This window comes from Aquabacterium sp. (assembly GCF_016234775.1).
GTDB lineage: Bacteria > Pseudomonadota > Gammaproteobacteria > Burkholderiales > Burkholderiaceae_C > Aquabacterium.
Genome location: NZ_JACRAH010000031.1, coordinates 1 through 19,340, shown reverse-complemented (window position 1 = coordinate 19,340; position 19,340 = coordinate 1). Strand labels below are relative to the sequence as shown.

20 protein-coding genes are annotated in these 19,340 nt (G+C 60.8%); 18 read left to right on the top strand and 2 right to left on the bottom strand.

The features are described 5' to 3' along the window. Positions 1-151 precede the first annotated feature (151 nt). From rpsB to trxC, 18 genes are all read left to right on the top strand, one after another. Positions 152-898, top strand: a complete 747-nt coding sequence (gene rpsB, locus HY836_RS08775; RefSeq protein WP_290675550.1) for a 30S ribosomal protein S2 — start codon at positions 152-154, stop codon at positions 896-898. Between the two features lie 107 nt (positions 899-1,005). Then, positions 1,006-1,890, top strand: a complete 885-nt coding sequence (gene tsf, locus HY836_RS08770; protein ID WP_290675549.1) for a translation elongation factor Ts — start codon at positions 1,006-1,008, stop codon at positions 1,888-1,890. 203 nt (positions 1,891-2,093) lie between these two features. Continuing rightward, complete coding sequence (gene pyrH / locus HY836_RS08765; protein ID WP_290675548.1) at positions 2,094-2,804, top strand: UMP kinase; 711 nt, start codon at positions 2,094-2,096, stop codon at positions 2,802-2,804. An 87-nt stretch (positions 2,805-2,891) separates the two neighbouring features. Beyond that, positions 2,892-3,452 carry a ribosome recycling factor gene (gene frr, locus HY836_RS08760; protein ID WP_290675546.1) on the top strand — a complete coding sequence of 187 codons (561 nt, stop codon included), beginning with the start codon at positions 2,892-2,894 and terminating at the stop codon, positions 3,450-3,452. A gap of 119 nt (positions 3,453-3,571) precedes the next feature. After that, entirely contained in the window at positions 3,572-4,348 is a 777-nt protein-coding gene (gene uppS, locus HY836_RS08755) for a polyprenyl diphosphate synthase (protein ID WP_290675544.1), read from the top strand. Positions 4,349-4,361: 13 nt separating this feature from the next. Continuing rightward, positions 4,362-5,285 (top strand): phosphatidate cytidylyltransferase, encoded by a 924-nt coding sequence (locus tag HY836_RS08750; RefSeq protein ID WP_290675542.1) that lies wholly within the window; start codon positions 4,362-4,364, stop codon positions 5,283-5,285. Further along, entirely contained in the window at positions 5,278-6,483 is a 1,206-nt protein-coding gene (ispC, locus tag HY836_RS08745) for a 1-deoxy-D-xylulose-5-phosphate reductoisomerase (RefSeq protein ID WP_290675540.1), read from the top strand. Before HY836_RS08750 ends, ispC begins: the two co-directional genes overlap by 8 nt. Before the next feature lie 57 nt (positions 6,484-6,540). Then, positions 6,541-7,950: an RIP metalloprotease RseP gene (rseP, locus tag HY836_RS08740; RefSeq protein WP_290675538.1), complete on the top strand. Its 1,410-nt coding sequence runs from the start codon at positions 6,541-6,543 to the stop codon at positions 7,948-7,950. Positions 7,951-7,977: 27 nt separating this feature from the next. Further along, entirely contained in the window at positions 7,978-10,266 is a 2,289-nt protein-coding gene (bamA, locus tag HY836_RS08735; RefSeq protein ID WP_290675536.1) for an outer membrane protein assembly factor BamA, read from the top strand. A gap of 2 nt (positions 10,267-10,268) precedes the next feature. After that, positions 10,269-10,778: an OmpH family outer membrane protein gene (locus HY836_RS08730; RefSeq protein WP_290675534.1), complete on the top strand. Its 510-nt coding sequence runs from the start codon at positions 10,269-10,271 to the stop codon at positions 10,776-10,778. Continuing rightward, positions 10,775-11,848: a UDP-3-O-(3-hydroxymyristoyl)glucosamine N-acyltransferase gene (lpxD, locus tag HY836_RS08725; RefSeq protein WP_290675532.1), complete on the top strand. Its 1,074-nt coding sequence runs from the start codon at positions 10,775-10,777 to the stop codon at positions 11,846-11,848. The genes HY836_RS08730 and lpxD overlap by 4 nt, the downstream gene beginning before the upstream one ends. After that, positions 11,845-12,285, top strand: a complete 441-nt coding sequence (gene fabZ, locus HY836_RS08720) for a 3-hydroxyacyl-ACP dehydratase FabZ (protein ID WP_290675529.1) — start codon at positions 11,845-11,847, stop codon at positions 12,283-12,285. Before lpxD ends, fabZ begins: the two co-directional genes overlap by 4 nt. A gap of 7 nt (positions 12,286-12,292) precedes the next feature. Then, a complete protein-coding gene (gene lpxA / locus HY836_RS08715; RefSeq protein ID WP_290675527.1) occupies positions 12,293-13,081 on the top strand; it encodes an acyl-ACP--UDP-N-acetylglucosamine O-acyltransferase in 789 nt (262 codons plus the stop codon). A 5-nt stretch (positions 13,082-13,086) separates the two neighbouring features. Then, positions 13,087-14,241: a lipid-A-disaccharide synthase gene (gene lpxB / locus HY836_RS08710; protein WP_290675525.1), complete on the top strand. Its 1,155-nt coding sequence runs from the start codon at positions 13,087-13,089 to the stop codon at positions 14,239-14,241. Further along, positions 14,210-14,947, top strand: a complete 738-nt coding sequence (gene rnhB, locus HY836_RS08705; protein ID WP_290675523.1) for a ribonuclease HII — start codon at positions 14,210-14,212, stop codon at positions 14,945-14,947. The genes lpxB and rnhB overlap by 32 nt, the downstream gene beginning before the upstream one ends. Before the next feature lie 21 nt (positions 14,948-14,968). Then, positions 14,969-15,793 carry an RNA methyltransferase gene (locus HY836_RS08700; RefSeq protein ID WP_290675521.1) on the top strand — a complete coding sequence of 275 codons (825 nt, stop codon included), beginning with the start codon at positions 14,969-14,971 and terminating at the stop codon, positions 15,791-15,793. A gap of 134 nt (positions 15,794-15,927) precedes the next feature. After that, the gene (locus tag HY836_RS08695) at positions 15,928-16,626 is read left to right on the top strand and encodes a Bax inhibitor-1/YccA family protein (RefSeq protein ID WP_290675519.1); all 699 of its coding nucleotides are present in this window, start codon (positions 15,928-15,930) and stop codon (positions 16,624-16,626) included. Between the two features lie 109 nt (positions 16,627-16,735). Beyond that, positions 16,736-17,176: a thioredoxin TrxC gene (gene trxC, locus HY836_RS08690; protein ID WP_290675518.1), complete on the top strand. Its 441-nt coding sequence runs from the start codon at positions 16,736-16,738 to the stop codon at positions 17,174-17,176. Positions 17,177-17,203: 27 nt separating this feature from the next. Here the strand turns inward: trxC and dnaB are convergent, their stop codons facing one another. Next, positions 17,204-18,640 carry a replicative DNA helicase gene (gene dnaB / locus HY836_RS08685; RefSeq protein ID WP_290675516.1) on the bottom strand — a complete coding sequence of 479 codons (1,437 nt, stop codon included), beginning with the start codon at positions 18,638-18,640 and terminating at the stop codon, positions 17,204-17,206. A 213-nt stretch (positions 18,641-18,853) separates the two neighbouring features. After that, positions 18,854-19,306 (bottom strand): 50S ribosomal protein L9, encoded by a 453-nt coding sequence (gene rplI, locus HY836_RS08680; RefSeq protein WP_290675514.1) that lies wholly within the window; start codon positions 19,304-19,306, stop codon positions 18,854-18,856. Between the last annotated feature and the right edge of the window lie 34 nt (positions 19,307-19,340).

The following is a 19,340-nucleotide window of genomic DNA, read 5'->3' as shown; positions in this document are numbered from 1 at the left end:
GAATGCCAGAGTTTGCCCGAAATGGGTTTGGGCAAATCAATCGCGAAGCCGGCAATTCCCAAGGTGTCGCAGTGGGCTCCAGTCCTTTTTTTGGTCTGTGCAGCCCCCTGAGATCGCTGCCGGCTTCTAGAAACAACCTCTGGAGCATTCCATGTCCGTATCCATGCGCGAAATGCTGGAAGCCGGTGTCCACTTTGGTCACCAAACCCGCTTCTGGAACCCCAAGATGGCCCCGTATATCTTCGGCCATCGCAACAAGATCCACATCATCAACCTCGAGAAGACGCAACCTGCGTTCGAAGAGGCTCTGAAGTTCGTCAAGCAGCTGTCGGCTCGCCGTGGCACCGTGATGATGATCGGTACGAAGCGTCAAGCTCGTGACACCATTGCTCTGGAAGCCGAACGCGCTGGCGTGCCTTTCGTGAACCAGCGTTGGTTGGGCGGCATGCTGACCAACTTCAAGACGGTCAAGGGCTCGCTGAAGAAGCTGAAGGACATGCAGGCACAGGTCGAAACCGGCCTGGACAATCTGAAGAAGAAGGAAGGCCTGCTGTTCCAACGCGAGCTGGCCAAGCTGGAAAAGGACATCGGCGGCATTCAGGACATGAACGCGCTGCCTGACGCCCGGTTCGTGATCGACGTCGGCTATCACAAGATCGCCATCGCCGAAGCCAAGAAGCTGGGCATCCCCGTGATCGGCGTGGTTGACACCAACCACTCGCCCGAAGGCATCGACTACGTCATCCCCGGTAACGACGACTCTTCCAAGGCTGTGGCGCTGTATGCCAAGGCCGTGGCTGACGCCGTGCTGGAAGGCAAGGCCAACGCCGTGAACGAAGTGGTGGCCGCTGCTGCTGGTGGCGACGACGAGTTCGTGGAAGTCAACGAAGCTGCCTGAGGCTCCTTGACCTAGCAAGAAGGGGCTGACCAATCAGCCCCTTTTTTTCAACAGAATTTCCTGTGTGGCGGTGATGACACCGCCCCTGACTCAAACGGAGAAAGCAAATGGCTGCTATTACCGCCAGCATGGTCGCTGAACTGCGTGCCAAGACCGATGCGCCCATGATGGAGTGCAAGAAGGCTCTGACCGAGGCTGATGGCGACTTCGCCAAGGCTGAAGAGATCCTGCGCGTCAAGCTGGGCAGCAAGGCTTCCAAGGCCGCTGCCCGCGTGACCGCTGAAGGCATCGTGTCTGCCTACATCGATGGTTCGACCGGCGCCCTGGTTGAGATCAACTGCGAAACCGATTTCGTCTCGAAGAACGACGACTTCCTGGGCTTCGGCAAGGCCGTGGCCGAGCTGATCGCCAAGAAGAACCCCGCTGACGTCGAAGCCCTGTCGGCGCTGGACCTGAACGGCACCACCGTGGAAGCCACTCGTTCCGCTCTGATCGGCAAGATCGGCGAGAACATGACCATCCGTCGCTTCAAGCGCTTCAGCGGTGACAACCAGCTGGCCGCTTACCTGCACGGTTCGCGCATCGGCGTGGTGGTCGAGTTCACTGGTAGCGACGTCGCTGCCAAGGACGTGGCCATGCACGTTGCGGCCATGAAGCCTGTGTCGCTGTCGTCCGACGACGTGCCTGCTGCTCTGATCGAAACCGAGCGCAGCGTGGCCACCGCCAAGGCTGCGGAATCCGGCAAGCCTGCTGACATCGCTGCCAAGATGATTGAAGGCGCTGTTCAGAAGTACCTGAAGGAAGTGTCCCTGTTCAACCAGGTTTTCGTGAAGGCTGCTGACGGCAAGCAGACCGTCGAGGCTTACCTGAAGTCGGCCAGCACGGTTGTCAAGGGCTTCACGATGTTCACCGTGGGTGAGGGCATCGAGAAGAAGCAGGAAGACTTCGCTGCTGAAGTGGCCGCTACGCTGGCCGCTGCCAAGGGTCAGTAACCCGACGCAAGACAAGGGGGCTTTCAGCCCCCTTGTGCTATGCGGCATTGCTTTGCCTCAAGGGGCTTCAAGCTTTACAGAACAAGGATCGCCGATTCATGGAACCATCGCGCGATCAGTATTTCAAAGACACAAGGTCTGGGTGGATTCAAAGTTGCGATAACCTTTGAACTCGCCACAAGCCATCAAACAAGGACGTCTGCATGCCCGCCTATAAGCGCATCCTCTTGAAACTTTCTGGTGAGGCCCTGATGGGCGATGATGCCTATGGCATCAACCGCGCGACCATTGTTCGCATGGTCAAGGAAATCCAAGAGGTCACCGCCATGGGCACCCAGGTTGCTGTGGTGATCGGTGGTGGCAATATTTTCCGCGGCGTGGCGGGTGGTTCTGTTGGTATGGACCGTGCCACGGCTGACTACATGGGCATGCTGGCTACCGTGATGAACTCGCTGGCCCTGGCTGACACCATGCGCCAGGAAGGTATGACCGCTCGCGTCATGTCGGCCATCAGCATTGACCAGGTGGTCGAGCCTTATGTGCGCCCCAAGGCCTTGCAGTACCTCGAAGAGGGTAAGGTCGTCGTGTTCGCGGCCGGTACCGGCAACCCCTTCTTCACGACCGATACCGCAGCCGCACTGCGTGGTGCCGAAATCGGCGCCGAGATCATGCTCAAGGCCACCAAGGTGGATGGTGTGTACACGGCTGATCCCAAGAAGGATCCGTCTGCCACGCGCTACACCAGCATCACCTTCGACGAGGCTCTGATCAAGAATCTGCAGGTGCTGGATGCCACGGCTTTCGCGCTGTGCCGTGACCAGAACCTGCCGTTGAAGGTGTTCTCCATCTTCAAGCCCGGTGCGCTCAAGCGCGTGGTGCAGGGTGAAGACGAAGGCACCCTGGTTCACGTTTGATCGCTGGTTCAGGCACAATTTCGTCTTCCGGTTTTCCCTCTCACGCGTTTGTCAGTCAGGTCGTCAAACATTCGCACGGAGTTCTCCATGAGCATCGCTGAAATCAAGAAAAACGCAGAGCAGAAAATGCTCAAGTCCATTGAGGCATTCAAGGCCGAGCTAGCCAAGATCCGTACGGGTCGTGCCCACCCCGGCATCCTGGATCAGGTTCAGGTCGATTACTACGGTTCTTTGGTGCCCATCAGCCAGGTGGCCAACGTATCCCTCATTGATGCGCGCAACATCAGTGTGCAGCCTTGGGAAAAAGGCATGGGCGCCAAGATCGAGAAGGCCATTCGCGAATCCGACCTGGGTCTGAATCCTTCCACGCAGGGTGACCTGATCCGCGTCCCGATGCCGGCCCTGACAGAAGAGCGCCGCAAGGAGCTGACCAAGGTGGTCAAGAACGCGGGTGAAGATGCCAAGATCGCTGTGCGCAATCTGCGCCGTGACGCCAACGAGCATGCCAAGCGCCTGCTCAAGGACAAAGAGATCACCGAAGACGAGGATCGTCGTTCGCAGGATGACGTGCAGAAGCTGACCGACAAGACCATCGCCGAAATCGACAAGCTGGTGGCTGGTAAAGAAGCTGAAGTGCTGGCCGTTTAAGCCGCCGCGCTTTGTCATAATCTCGACGCAGTCCGAGGCGGCATGGCCGCCTCGCTGTATTTCTGGCGGGCGCAGTTCATGTGCTCAGGAGCCAGGCTGATTCATTTCTTGCTGAACCGATGTCCAAGACACTCGTTGCCGACCTTGTTCCCCGCCATGTGGCCATCGTGATGGATGGCAACGGACGTTGGGCGCGCAAGCGCTTCATGCCGCGTGGCGTTGGGCACAAGGCTGGTGTTGATGCCTTGCTCAAGGTGGTGCAGGCGACGGTAGACCGTGGGATCGGCTTTCTGACCGTGTTTGCCTTCTCCTCGGAGAACTGGAAACGGCCCGAAGAGGAAGTGTCTGGCTTGATGAGCTTGTTGCTGGTGGCGTTGTCCAAGTATCTGGCCAAGATGAATGCCGACGGCGTGAGCATTCGGATCGTGGGCGATCTGGACAATGTTTCGGACAAGGTGCGCCATGCCTTGCTGGACGCCCAGGCCGCGACGGCGCGCAACGACAAGTTGATATTGACGGTCGCCTTCAACTACGGTGGACGCTGGGACATCGTTCAGGCGGCGCGTCAGGCAATGGCAGCTGGCGTGCGACCGGAGCAACTGGATGAGGCAGCATTGTCGCGTTACATGGCCATGAGCTATGCGCCAGATCCTGACTTGTTTGTACGCACGGGAGGGGAGGTGCGCTTGTCGAACTTCCTTCTTTGGCAGAGCGCCTATGCCGAGTTGTATTTCACGGATTGTCTGTGGCCAGATTTTGACCACAGGGAGCTCGACAAGGCCATTGCGAGCTATGCCCGGCGAGAGCGGCGATTCGGGGATGTGGGCTCGTCGGGTGAGGGTGACGGCGCCATTGGCAGTGGCGATGAAGACAACGGCTCCAGGGCTCAGGCCTGAAGGATCTCGATAGATGCTCAAGCAACGTGTCATCACGGCCCTGATTCTGGTGGCCATTTTGCTGCCTACGCTGGCTGCGCAAGCCGCTTGGCCTTTTGCCATCCTGACGCTTGTTTTCATCTCCGCCGCGGGGTGGGAGTGGTCGCGTCTGAATGACGCACCAGGTGTGCGTGCCATCATCATGGGGGCCGCTGTAGCTGGGGGCTGTGCCACTGTCGCTCAGTATCTGGGGTTGCCAGTCTGGGGGCAGATGCAGGCTGTGGTGTCCGAGGCCCAGGGCCATGTACACGGCTGGGGGCACCCGCTGGTGGGGTTCGGAGCGCCCGCCTTCATCTGGCTGGCTGCTGTGCTCATCTGGGTGATCGGTGGGGTGGCCGTGCTGCGCTATGGCACGCTTTACTGGAAGCAGGTGCCGCGGGACCTGCGTCGCTTGCTGGGCCTGGCACTGCTGGTGCTGGCCTGGCTGGCGCTGGTAGAAAGCAAGATGCAGGGCCTGAACTACCTGCTGTCGGTATTTTGCCTGGTATGGGCCGCTGACATCGGTGCCTATTTTGGCGGCCGGACCTTCGGTAAGCGCAAGCTGGCACCGTCCATCAGCCCCGGCAAGAGCTGGGAGGGCGTGTGGACGGGGATGCTGGTCGTGGGTCTGCTCGCCGCGGGCTGGATCTGGATTGACCGCAATATCGGCGTGGACTCACCCAGCCTGTACAGTCGTTTGCTCATGGGCCTGGGGCCTGTGGGCATGCTGGCCGCACTGGCCTTTCTGACTGGCATGAGCGTGGTGGGGGATCTGTTCGAATCCTTGATCAAGCGTCAGGCTGGCGCCAAGGACAGCAGCCAGTTGCTGCCTGGGCATGGTGGTGTGCTCGACCGTATTGATGCCTTGCTGCCGGTGTTGCCCTTGTCGCTGGCCTTGATGACCCTGTGCCATGGTTGATCACACACATCATCGCCGCCTTCGCCTGTGCATCCTGGGTGCCACGGGCTCCATTGGTACCAACACGCTGGACGTGGCCGCGCGCCACCCCGATCGTTTCGAGATCTGGGCCCTGAGCGGGGCCTCCCGTGTGGACGAGCTGTTTGCGCAGTGCGTGGCACATCGCCCCACGTATGCCGTGATGCCGGCCGAGTCGCTGGCGGCGCAGTTGCGTGACAAAGTGCGTGCCGCAGGTTTGCCCACCGAGGTGCTCAGCGGCGAGCAGGCACTGAGTGAGGTGGCCTCCCATGCCGATGTCGACGTCGTCATGGGCGCGATCGTGGGTGCCGCCGGGCTGGCGCCCTGTCTGGCTGCGGCCCGCGCCGGTAAACGGCTGCTGCTGGCCAACAAAGAGGCCCTGGTAGTGGGTGGTGCCCTGTTCATGGACGCGGTCAAGCAAGGCGGCGCCACCTTGTTACCCATTGACAGCGAACACTCGGCCATCTTCCAGTGCCTGCCTGAAGATGCCTCGACGTGGGCTGCGCGCATTGATCACATTGTCCTGACCGCATCGGGCGGGCCCTTCCGTGATCGTGATCCCTCGACATTCGCAGACATCACGCCGGATCAGGCTTGTGCTCATCCCAATTGGGTGATGGGGCGAAAGATCTCGGTGGATTCTGCGACGATGATGAACAAGGCGCTGGAGGTGATCGAGGCGCGCTGGCTATTTGGCCTGACGCCCGATCAGATCCGCGTGGTGTTGCATCCACAGAGCATCATCCACTCGATGGTGGTTTGCCGTGATCGCTCCGTGTTGGCGCAACTGGGGACGCCGGATATGCGTGTCCCCATCGCTTATGGTCTGGCCTGGCCTGAGCGTATCGAGTCAGGTGCCGACATGCTGGATTTCACCAAACTGAACGCGCTGACCTTCCGTGAGCCTGATGCGGCCCGCTACCCAGGCTTGCAACTCGCGTGGGAAACCTTGCGTGGTGCACCTGGCAGTACGTGCGTGCTTAACGCAGCCAACGAGGTGGCGGTTGATGCCTTTCTGAATCGCCGCATTCGTTTTGATCAGATTCATCGCGTGAACGTGCAGACGCTGTCTGACTGCGTTGTGCCCGACGGTGCGGCAGGGGCCGTGGAAGGTTTGTTGTCGCTGGATCAGCAGGCTCGCCGTGTGGCAGAGTCCGTGGTGGTTGGGCTGGCGCGCTGATCGCATGACGCCTCGATCGTCGATTGACCTGAGGATGATGTTCCAAGGAGTGGTGCGATGTTGACAACGGTCCTGGCTTTCATTGTCACCATAGGCGTGTTGGTGATCATTCACGAGTATGGGCACTATCGTGCTGCAGTGGCTTGTGATGTCAAGGTATTGCGTTTTTCGGTTGGCTTTGGCCGCGTGTTGTGGTCCCGCACCAAGGGCGAAACCGAGTTCGTTCTGTCCGCTTTGCCATTGGGCGGCTACGTGAAGATGCTCGATGAGCGGGAAGGTGCGGTGGACGCCGCCGAGTTGCATCGGGCGTTCAACCGCAAGCCGGTCTGGCAGCGTGCCATTGTCGTGGTGGCAGGGCCCCTGGCCAATCTGCTGCTGGCGGTGGTGTTGTACGCCAGCGTGAACTGGGCTGGCGTATCCGAAATCCGTCCCTTGTTTGCGCAGCCCAAGGCAGGCAGCCTGGTCGAGCAAGCCGGCCTTCAGTCTGGTGACGAGATCCTGGCCGTGCAGGTCGATCGAGCGGTTGCGGACGAAGGCGCTGAATCTGGCGAGCAGTGGCAGCGCGTGCGTTCTGTCAATGACTTCCAGTGGTTCCTGACTCAAGCGGCGCTCAAGGGCCAGGATTTGCGTTTGCGAGTTCAGCGCCATGCTGCGCCCGGTCAATCCGCGCACGGCGAGCGGGAGTTGCTGCTGGCGACGAGCAAGGTGTCTGTGGCCGAGGTCGATGGTGAGTTGATGGCACGCATCGGCCTGACGGAGCCTTATGCCGAGCCGGTGGTGGACAAGGTGATCGCCGGTGGCCCGGCCGAGAAAGCTGGCCTGCGTCGCGGCGATCTTGTGCTGCTGATCAATGGTCAAGCCCCGTCAGACGCCAGCCATTTGCGCCGATTGATCCGCGAGAGTCAGGACAAGGGGCAGCCAAAGATATTGGATCTTCGTATTCAGCGCGAAGGCCAGGCCCTGAGCGTGCAGGTCATGCCCGTCATGAAAGACATTCAAGGGCAGATGTTGCCGCGCATCGAGGTCGGATTGGGGCGGGCTGCTGCAGAAGTCGAGGTTCGATATGGCTTTGTGGAGGGCTTGAGCCGGGCGATCACCAAGACCTGGGATGTTTCCGTTCTGAGTCTGGACATGTTGCGCAAGATGCTCATCGGGCAGGCTTCGGTCAAGAACCTGAGTGGCCCCTTGACGATTGCCGATTACGCCGGCCAGTCAGCGAAACTGGGGTGGGTCTACTACATCGGCTTCCTGGCGCTGGTCAGTGTCAGCCTGGGGGTGCTCAATTTGCTGCCTTTGCCGGTGCTCGATGGCGGGCACCTCATGTATTATCTTTTCGAAGGTGTCACGGGCCGGCCCGTGTCCGAACGTTGGCTGGAGCGCCTACAACGTGGTGGCGTCGCCATCATGCTGGTGATGATGTCACTGGCCCTTTATAACGACCTGGCGCGCCTCATAGGCGCGCACTGAGTTCACTTTCGCATGCATATTCCTTCCATGACTGCTGTCCGGTTCAAGCCGTCCCTGCTCGCCGCCTTGCTGGCGTCTTCCCTGTTCCAGGCGGCCTGGGCCGTCGAGCCCTTTGTGCTCAAGGACATTCGTGTTGAAGGCTTGCAGCGCGCGGACGCCGGTACCGTGTTTGCCTCGTTGCCATTCCGCGTGGGTGATACCTATACCGACGACAAAGGTGCGGCAGGTTTGCGCTCCTTGTTTGCTACAGGCCTTTTCAAGGATGTACGCATTCAGATTGACGGCAAAGTGGTGGTCATCGTCGTGGAAGAGCGGCCGGTGATCTCCCGCGTGGAATTCGTGGGCACGAAGGAATTCGACAAGGACAACCTGGTCAAGGCCCTCAAGGATGTAGGTATTGGCGAAGGGCAGCCTTTTGACCGAGCGCTGGCCGACCGCGCCGAACAGGAGCTCAAGCGTCAGTATCTGACGCGCAGCTTGTATGGCGTCGAGGTGGTGACCACGATCACCCCGGCGGAGCGCAATCGCGTCAACGTGACGTTCACCGTGACCGAAGGCGAGGTCACCAAGATCAAGAGCATCACCATCACCGGCAACCAGGCTTTCTCGGAAAGCACGCTGTTGTCCCAGATGGACCTGACCAACGGTGGCTGGTTGACCTGGTACACCAAATCCGATCAGTACGCGCGTTCCAAGCTCAATGCCGACCTGGAAGCGATCAAGGCCTACTACCTCAATCGTGGCTACCTCGAGTTCCGCATCGATTCCACGCAGGTTGCCATCTCGCCTGACAAGCAGGATATCTCGATCGCGATCAATGTGACTGAAGGTCCGCGCTATGTGATCACGGGTGTCAAGCTCGATGGCGACTATGTCGGCAAGGAGGAGACCTTCCGCAAGCTCGTGACGATCAAGCCAGGCGAAGCCTATCGCGCCGAGGATGTGGCGTCGACCATCAAGGCGTTCACGGATCGCTTTGCTGCGTTCGGTTATGCCTTTGCCAGGGTGGAGTTCCGCCCCGAGCTGGACCGTGAAAAGGGACAGGCCGTGGCCGTGCTGGTGGCCCAGCCTCAGCGTCGCGTCTACGTGCGGCGCGTGAACGTGGCAGGTAACTCTCGCACACGTGACGAAGTGATCCGCCGCGAGTTCCGCCAGTTTGAGGCAGCCTGGTATGACGGTCAGAAGATCAAGCTGTCGCGTGATCGCGTGGACCGTCTGGGTTACTTCAAGCAGGTCAACATCGAGACCACGGAAGTGGCGGGCACGGCCGACCAGGTGGACTTGACCATTTCGGTGGAAGAAAAGCCGACGGGTAACTTGATGCTGGGGGCTGGTTTCTCCAGTGCAGAAAAGTTCACCTTGACAGCCTCGGTCAAGCAGGACAACGTCTTCGGTACAGGTAACTATCTGGGGGTTGAACTCAATACCAGCAAGTACAACCGCACCATCGTCGTCAGCACGGTTGACCCGTACTTCACCGACAACGGCATCTCACGCTCCTATGATGTCTACTACCGCACTTCGCGCCCGTTGAGCTCGCAGGGCGGTGACTACCAGATCGTGACGCCCGGTGCAAAGATGAACTTCGGTGTGCCCTATACCGAGTTTGACACCATCTTCTTCGGTGTCGGTGCTGAGCAAACGACCATCAAAGGCACAATCGGTTTGCCGCTGAGCTATCAGATTCACCGCGAAACCTTTGGTGAGCGTAGCCTGTCCATTCCCCTCACCACAGCGTGGCAGCGTGACTCGCGAGACAGTGTGATTGCGCCGTCGACTGGTCGATACCAGCGTGTCAACCTCGAATGGGGGGCCCTGGGTGATACACGCTACCTGAGGTCTGACTACCAGTTCCAGCAGCACTTTGCGCTGACCAATCGCTACACCTTCAGCTTCAACAGCGAACTGGCCTATGGTGTCGGGCTGCAGGGGCGGCCGTATCCGGTGTTCAAAAATTTCACTGGCGGTGGTCTGGGGTCCGTTCGAGGTTTCGAGCAAGGTACTTTGGGTCCGGTTGATGCGCTGGGCTCCTACATCGGGGGCAACAAGCGTATCAACCTGAACCACGAGTTGTATGTGCCGTTCCCCGGCGCAGGCAATGATCGCACTTTGCGCCTGTTTGGGTATGTGGATGCCGGTAATGTCTGGGGCGAGAACGAGCCCATCAAGTTCAAGGAATTCCGCGCGTCCACAGGTGTTGGTATCAGCTGGGTTTCGCCGGTCGGTCCGCTCAAGCTGAGCTACGGCAAGCCATTCCGCTACTTCGATCAAGATAAAATACAAAAACTCCAGTTCCAGATCGGCACGGCATTCTGATCATGAAATCGATTCGCAAGATTCTGCTTGCCAGCATCACTGTGTTGGTCTCCTTGGCCGCTCATGGCCAGGAGCTCAAGATTGGCGTGGTCAATCTGGACCGTGTGCTGCGTGACACCACTGCCGCCAAAGCAGCGCAGACCAAGCTGGAGGCCGAGTTCAAGCCTCGCGAGAAAGAGCTCAACAAGATCGAAGGCGTCATCAAGTCGGCCTCCGAGCGGTTTGAGAAAGACGCTCCGACGCTGGGCGAAAGTGAGCGCATTCGCCGTCAACGTGATCTGCTGGATCAGGATCGTGAATTGCAGCGTAAACGCCGCGAGTTCCAAGAGGATTTCAACCAGCGGAAAAACGAGGAGCTGACCAGCATCCTCGACCGTGCCAATCGGGTGGTCAAACAGATCTTCGAACAGGAAAAGTTCGACCTGATCCTGCAGGAAGCCGTGTTCGCCAGCAATCGTGTGGACATCACTGGCAAGGTCATCAAGGCACTGGATACCGGATCTGCCAAGTGAGCGCCCCGCATATCGCGCAAGACGACCGTGCCGCGCTCAACCCCGCCACCACGCTCGGTGCGTTGGTCGATGCGCTGGGTGGTGAATTGCTGGGCCATCGTGACACTGTGATTCGCCACATCGGGGCGCTGGACACAGTTCGCCCTGATGCCATCTCGTTTCTGTCCAACCCGAAATACCGCAGTCAACTGGCATCGACACTGGCTGTGTGCGTGATCGTCAGCCCGGCCGTAAAAGATGAGGCGGCTGCGCGTGGTGCTGCCATCGTCTGCGACGACCCTTATCTTTACTTTGCGCGCCTGACCCAATGGTGGGCGACCCGTGTGCGGCCTCGTCCTGCCGCAGCCGTTCACCCGTCTGCCGTGGTTGATGCGACGGCGGTGATTGGGCAGGGTGTGACCATCGGTCCGCTGGTGGTGATCGAGGCCGGTGTGGTCATTGGCGACAACGTGATTGTCGGCTCTCACTGTGCAGTGGGCGCGCGTGCGCGCATCGGCGCTGGCAGCAAGCTGGCGCCTCACGTCACGCTGGGCTTCGATTGTGTGGTCGGTGAGCGCTGCATCCTGCACAGCGGGGTGGTGATTGGTGCGGACGGCTTTGGTTTTGCGCCCAACCAGGGTCGCTGGGAAAAGATCGAACAGCTTGGTGCCGTGCGCATCGGTGACGATGTGGAACTCGGGGCCAACACCTGCGTGGATCGCGGTGCGATCGAAGACACCGTGATCGACAAGGGCGTGAAGCTCGACAACCTGGTTCAGATCGCGCACAACGTGCACATCGGCGAGCATTCGGCCATGGCCGGCTGCGTCGGCGTGGCGGGCAGTGCGCGCATCGGCAAGCACTGCACCGTGGGCGGCGCCGGCATGATCCTGGGCCATCTCACGTTGGCTGACAATGTGCACGTGTCTTCCGGCACGCTGATTTCCCGCTCCATTCCACAGCCCGGCATGTACACCGGGGTGTTCCCCTTCGACGACAACGCATCCTGGGAGAAGAACGCGGCCACGCTGCGGCAACTCCATGCCCTGCGTGATCGCATCCGTACCCTAGAGAAACAGATCAAATCGTGATGGACATCCACAAGATCCTCGAAAAACTCCCGCATCGCTACCCCTTCCTGATGGTGGACCGCGTGCTGGAGATCGAAAAGAACGTGCGGATCCGCGCCTTGAAGAACGTGACCATCAACGAGCCGTTCTTCCAGGGGCACTTTCCTACACGGCCCGTCATGCCTGGCGTCATGATGCTTGAGGCGCTAGCCCAGGCGGCTGCCCTGCTGGCGTTTGATTCACAAGGCAAGGGTGCCGATGAAGATTCCGTCTATTACTTTGTGGGTATTGATGGCGCGCGCTTCAAACGTCCGGTGGAGCCGGGTGACCAGTTGATCCTGGATGTGCAACTCGATCGTGCGAAGGCCGGCATCTACAAGTTCAATGCGCAGGCGTTTGTCGGTGAAGAGTTGGCGGTGTCGGCCCAACTCATGTGCACCGTACGCAAGGTGGCCTGATCCAGACATGGCGAACATCCATCCCACCGCGATCGTCGATCCCCAGGCGCAACTGGCCGAGTCCGTATCGGTTGGCCCTTATTCGATCATCGGTCCTCATGTGGTCATCGGCGAAGGCTCGAGCGTTGGCGCGCATTGCGTGATCGAGGGCCACACCACGATCGGGCGCGACAACCGTATCTACCAGTTCGCTTCACTGGGCGGCGACCCTCAGGACAAGAAGTACGCGGGCGAGCCGACCAGGCTCGTGATCGGCGACCGCAACACCATCCGCGAGTTCACCACGTTCAACACGGGCACCGTGCAGGACAAGGGCATCACGCAGATCGGCGATGACAACTGGATCATGGCCTATGTCCATGTGGCGCATGACTGCGTCATCGGCAACCACAATGTCATTGCCAACTCGGTGCAGTTCGCCGGACATGTGACCGTGGGCAATTACACCTTGATCGGCGGCATCAGCGGTGTGCACCAGTTCGTGCGCATCGGCGACTTCGCCATGGTGGGCTTCCAGACCCGCCTGTCGCAAGACTTGCCCCCTTTCATTCAGGCTTCCGGCAACCCGGCCGAGGCTCAGAACGTCCACCAGGAAGGCCCGCGTCGTCGTGGTTATGTGCCTGAGCGGCTGAGCATCCTCAAGCAGATGTACCGCACGCTGTACCGCAAGGGCCTCACGCTGGAGGCCGCCAAGGCCGAGATCGCCACCTTGCGCGGGCAACATGCCGAAGCGGATGCCGACATCGACATGATGCTGGCTTTCCTCGCTGACGCGACGCGCGGCATCGTGCGTTGACGCCCATGGGGACCGCCGCACCTCGGGTGGCCATGGTGGCCGGCGAGACCTCCGGGGATCTGCTGGCCGGCTTGCTGCTTGGCGGCATGAAAGCCCGTTGGCCCGATCTGACGGCCTCCGGCATCGGCGGGCCGCGTATGGCGGCGCACGGCTTCGAGGCGCATTGGCCGTACGAGAAGCTGGCTGTGCATGGCTTCAACCTGGAAGTGCTGCGGCGCTTTCGCGAGATCTGGGGCATCCGGGAGCAACTGAGTGAACGCCTGCGCAAGGAGCGCCCCGATGTGTTCATCGGGGTGGATGCGCCTGACTTCAACCTGGGGCTGGAGGCGCGTCTGAAGACCGCCGGCATCAAGACCGTGCACTTTGTCAGCCCCTCCATCTGGGCCTGGCGGGGAGGGCGCATCAACAAGATCCATCAATCGGTGGATCACATGTTGTGCCTGTTTCCGTTCGAGCCTCAGCTGTATCACGACAAGGGCATTGCGGCCACCTTCGTGGGGCATCCGCTGGCGGATACCTTCCCGCTGGAGGTGCCGCGTGAGGCCGCTCGCGCCAAGCTGGGCTTGCCTGCCGATGCGCCTGTGGTGGCCGTTTTGCCGGGCAGTCGTGGCGGTGAGATTCGGTATATCGCGCCGACCTTCCTGCAAACGATCGCCCGCCTGAGCCAGATGCGCCCGGACCTGCGTTTTGTGCTGCCGGTGGTGCCGGGCATGCGCGGGCTGATCGACCCGATGGTGGCCGAGCATGTGCCCGACAAGGCCAGGCTCGTGGTGCTCGATGGCCAATCGCACGACGCGTTGGCCGCTTGCGACGTGACGCTGATCGCCAGTGGCACCGCCACCTTGGAAGCCGCTCTGTTCAAGCGCCCCATGGTCATCGCCTACAAGATCAGCGCACTGAGTTGGCCCATCATGAAGCGCATGGCTTACCTGCCCTGGGTGGGCCTGCCCAACATCCTGCTGCGCGATTTTGTCGTGCCTGAGCGCTTGCAGCACGACGCCAACCCTGAACAACTGGCTGCTGACGTACTCGCCTGGCTGGACAATCCGGCCCGTGCGCAGTCGGTGCAGCAGCGTTTTCTTGAACTTCACCATACCCTGAGGCGCAATACCGCCCAGGCCGCCAGCGATGCCATCGCCCAAGTCCTCGAAAGCCGTTAAAGCGCCCACCACGGCCACCCAGGGCGGCCGGGCCAGCAAGGCCGTTGCCGAACTCGTGGTGCCCGAACAGCTCGATCTGTTGTGGCCGACTGCCTCGGCCGGGCTGCTGGCCGGTGTGGATGAGGCAGGGCGTGGGCCATTGGCGGGCCCGGTGGTGGCCGCTGCGGTGATCCTGGATGATCAGCAGCCGATCGCCGGGCTGGCGGACTCCAAGAAGCTGACCGCGCGCGCCCGTGAGCGTTTGTACGACGAGATTCGGGCCAAGGCACTGTGCTGCTGCATTGCCGAAGCCAGTGTCGAAGAAATCGACGAGCTCAACATCCTGCACGCCACCATGCTGGCCATGCGTCGTGCGGTTGAAGGGCTTAGGCTGAAGCCGGCCATGGTGCAGGTGGATGGCAACCGCGTGCCGCCGCTCAATGTGCCGGCGCAGGCCATCGTCAAGGGTGATGCCAAGGTGCAGGCCATTTCGGCGGCGTCCATCCTGGCCAAGGTGCATCGTGACCGCCTGTGCGAACAGTTGCACGAGGCCTATCCCCAGTACGGTTTTGACGGGCACAAGGGCTATCCCACCGCTGACCATGTCGCTGCCCTGAAGCTGCATGGCGCGACGCCTGCACATCGCCGCAGTTTCGGCCCCGTGAAGGTGGTGCTGGGCCTGGCGCCCGATCCCTCTCTGGTGCAGCCGCGTTCGGGGCGACGTTGACCTCCAGGCCCTGACACATTCATGACGACTCAACTGATCACCTCCCGCGACAACCCGCTGGTTCAGCGCTTGCGCAAACATGTGCAGGATCCGTCTGCCTACCGCAAGCTGGGCGAGGTCTGGCTGGAAGGCGATCACCTGTGCTCGGCCTGCCTGGCGCGCGGCGTGCCGGTCGCGCTGGCTGTGATCGCCGATACTGCCTGGCAGGGCGAGCACGGCGTGGCGCAGGCTTTTGATGAGCAGGCCCGCCGGCTCAGCGAGCTGGCCAGGCAGGCAAGCAAGGTGGTGGTGGTGCCCGAGGCCTTGTGGAAGGCGTTCACGAGCCTGGAATCCCCGGCGCGCCTGGGCTTCTTGCTGAATCGGCCTGGGCTGGATGGGCAGGGCGCTGGTATCCGTCCGGGTGTCCGCACGGTGGTGCTGGATCGCGTTCAGGATGCGGGCAATGTGGGCAGTATCCTGCGCAGTGCCTCGGCCATGGGGTTTGAGCAACTCGTGGCCCTCAAGGGGACGGCTGCGCTGTGGTCGGGCAAGGTTCTAAGGGCGGGCATGGGCGCGCACTTTGCCTTGCATCTGGTCGAGCAGGTCAATGCCGATGACCTGGATGCCCTGGGCGTGCCCATGGTGGCCACCAGTTCACATACCGATCAGATGTTGCCCTCCGCACCCTTGCCGGATCCCTGCGCCTGGGTCATGGGGCATGAGGGGCAGGGCGTGGCAGAGTCCGTCATGGCGAAATGCCAGTTGCGAGTGGCCATACCGCAGCCTGGTGGAGAGGAGTCACTCAATGTGGCGGCGGCGGCGGCGGTCTGCCTGTATGAGTCCTTGCGCCGCCGCCAGTCTGCGTGATGTCATCCTGTGGAAAAACCATGCATTGCCAAGGCTGTTAACGAGGCAGTTTGTCCCTATATCCGTGTGGCACAGCCTACAATCCGCGCATGGGTGCCGCGCTGGCCGCACCGTCTGTTTCTTTCGGAGGATTCATGGATCGTTCTATCAAACCCCTAGATGTCGTTTATGGCGGCTCGTCGCTGGGCGTAGATCGCCAGCGTGTGCTGCGCAATACCTATGCCTTGCTGGCCTTGTCGATGCTGCCAACCGTGTTGGGCGCCTGGCTGGGTGTGTCCATGGGCTTCAGCTTCATGGCCGGAAGCCCCTTGATGGGCTTCCTGTTGTTCATGGGTATCTCGTTTGGCTTCTTTTTCGCGATCGAGAAGTTCAAGAATTCCGGCGTGGGTGTGGCGCTTCTGCTGGGCTTCACCTTCTTCATGGGCTTGATGCTGTCGCGGTTGATTGGCCATGCGCTCGGGATGTCCAATGGCGCCAGCCTGATTTCACTGGCCTTCGGTGGCACCGGGGCCGTTTTCCTGGGTATGTCGGTCCTGGCCAGCACGATCAAGCGAGACCTGTCCAGCATGGGCAAGTGGCTGTTCATGGGCATGATCGTGATCCTGGTGGCAGCTGTGGCCAATATCTGGCTGCAGATGCCCGCCCTGCATCTGGCGATCTCGACCATGGCCGTGCTGATCTTCTCTGCCTTCATCCTGTACGACATCAAGCGCATCATGGACGGCGGTGAGACGAACTACGTGACCGCGACGTTGGCGATCTACCTCAACGTCTACAACGTGTTTTCCTCGTTGCTGCAGTTGTTGATGGCTTTTGGCGGCAACGACGATTGAGCCTCTAGGGGGGCGGGGCATCCCGTCCTCTCAAGTAAGGGCTGTCTCAGGCCTTGAAAACTGGCCGGTCGATACGATATGGGGTATGTTGCCGAGTTGGAGCGATCCCATGTCAAGCACATCACTGGAACTGGTCTGCCCGCACTGTGAGACCATCAACCGCGTGCCTTCTACACGTGTCAACGATGGCGCGCAGTGCGGCAAGTGCGGTCAAGCCGTACTGCCATCCTTGCCCGTTGTGCTGACTGCGCGCAATTTCGAGCGCTTCATTACCCGCGATCAACTACCCGTGCTGGTTGACTTCTGGGCGCCCTGGTGTGGGCCCTGCAAGATGTTTGCGCCGGTATTTGCCCAGCAGGCCGGTATCTATGCCGGTCGCATTCGCTTTGCCAAGGTGGACACCGAGGCAGAGCCCTCACTCGGGGCCCGCTACAACATCCGCAGCATCCCGACGCTGGCCCTGTTCAAGCAGGGGCGTGAACAGGATCGGGTGTCGGGTGCCTTGCCGCCAGCTCAATTGCAGGCCTGGCTGGCACGTCACGGTCTGTAGGCGGCTGGTAGGCGGCACCCAAGGCGATCAGTATTGGTCGCCTTCGCCCGTGTAGGTGCCAGGCGCCAGGTTCTCGAAGCGCGTGTTGGACTTCAGGAAGGCCAGGTGCACAGCGCCCACAGGGCCGTTACGCTGTTTGCCGATGATGATTTCGGCCTGGCCTTGTAGCTTGGATTCGCGGTTGTAGTACTCGTCGCGGTAGATGAACATGATCACGTCCGCATCCTGCTCGATGGCGCCGGATTCGCGAAGGTCGGACATCATGGGGCGCTTGTCAGGGCGCGTTTCCACCGAACGGTTCAACTGCGACAGCGCGATCACCGGGCATTGCAGCTCTTTGGCCAGGGCCTTCAGCCCCCGGGAGATTTCACCGATCACGGTCGCGCGGTTTTCCTCGTTGCCGCCTGAGCCGCTCATCAACTGCAGGTAGTCGATGATGATCAGGCCGAGCGTGCCGCCAAACTGGCGAGCCAGACGACGCGCCCGGGCGCGCAGTTCATTGGGTGAGAGGCCTGGCGTTTCGTCGATGAACACATTGGCCGTACGCAGCTTTTCAACCGTTTCGCTCAGCCGGCTCCATTCGTCGTCAGACAGGCGGCCGGTACGCAGGTTCTGCTGGTTGATGCGGCCGATCGAGCCCACCATACGCAGGGCAAGCTGAGAGGCGCCCATTTCCATCGAGAAGATGGCCACAGGCAAGCCTTCGTTGACGGCCACGTTTTCGCCGATGTTCAGCGCGAAAGCGGTTTTACCCATGGAGGGGCGGGCCGCCAGGATGATCAGGTCGCCCTTTTGCAAGCCGGCTGTCATCTTGTCCATGTCGATGAAACCGGTGCGCACGCCGGTGACGTCGTCCAGGCCGTTGTCTGCCAGTTCGGTCACGCGGTCCAGCAGGTCGACCACCAGGCCGTCCATCGAATGGAAGCCTTGTTTATTCTTGTTGCCCTCTTCGCCGATCTTCATGATCTTGGCTTCGGCCTCGTCCAGGATGTCCGACACCGACTTGCCGTTGGGGCTGAAGGCATTGGTCGCGATCTCGTCGCTCACCGTGACGAGTTTGCGTAGCACGGCGCGTTCGCGCACGATCTCGGCGTAGCGGCGCATGTTGGCCGCGCTGGGCACCGATTGGGCCAAAGCATTCAGGTAGGCGAGGCCACCCACGTCCGAACCTTTGCCCGACATCTGCAGCTGTTCATAGACCGTGATCACGTCTGCCGGTTTGGAGGCGTTGATCAACTGCTGAATCGCCGTGAAGATGAGCTGGTGCTCGTGGCGATAGAAGTCAGAGTCGCTCAGCAGATCAGAGGCGCGGTCCCAGGCGCTGTTATCGAGCAGCAAGCCGCCCAGCACGCTTTGCTCGGCCTCGATGGAGTGCGGTGGCACGCGCAGCTTGGCGACTTCATCGGCGCCGATGGCGTCTGTGAGCTTGGAAGGTGAAAACGGGGTCGGGAGAACAGCGGCCATGGTCTGCAATCATAAGCTCGCCCACAGCAGGCACCTGTGGGTAACTCTGTGGACATGTGGGCAAGTCTGTGGACAGCCTTGGGAAATCCTGGGGAGCGGCGGGGATAACTGCCAAGGACCTTCCTGGGGCGTGTTCGTGAAACGACAAAGCCGGCACGAGGCCGGCTTTGCTTCGGGGCCGGCGAGCCGACCCCTTCAGGTACAAGACCTGACTTAGGCGGTTTCGCCAACCACAGCGACGGTGATCTCAGCGACCACGTCAGTGTGCAGCGACAGCGACACAGGGTGCTCGCCAACAGTCTTCAGAGGACCGTTAGGCAGGCGGATCTGGTGCTTGGCCACTTCGAAGCCAGCAGCCTTCAGGCCTTCAGCGATGTCGAAGTTGGTCACGGAGCCGAACAGGCGACCGTCCACGCCAGCCTTCTGGGTGACGTTGATGGTCTTGCCGGAGAGCTTCTCGCCCAGAGCTTGAGCGGCGGCCAGCTTTTCAGCTTGAACCTTTTCCAGTTCAGCGCGGCGGGCTTCGAATTCGGCGACAGCCTTTTCAGTGGCGCGACGGGCTTGGCCAGTGGGGATCAGGAAGTTACGAGCGTAACCGTCCTTCACGCGGACCACATCACCCAGGTTGCCCAGGTTGGCGACTTTTTCGAGGAGGATGATTTGCATGACAGAGAACTCCTTAGACGCGGTGCTGGTCGCT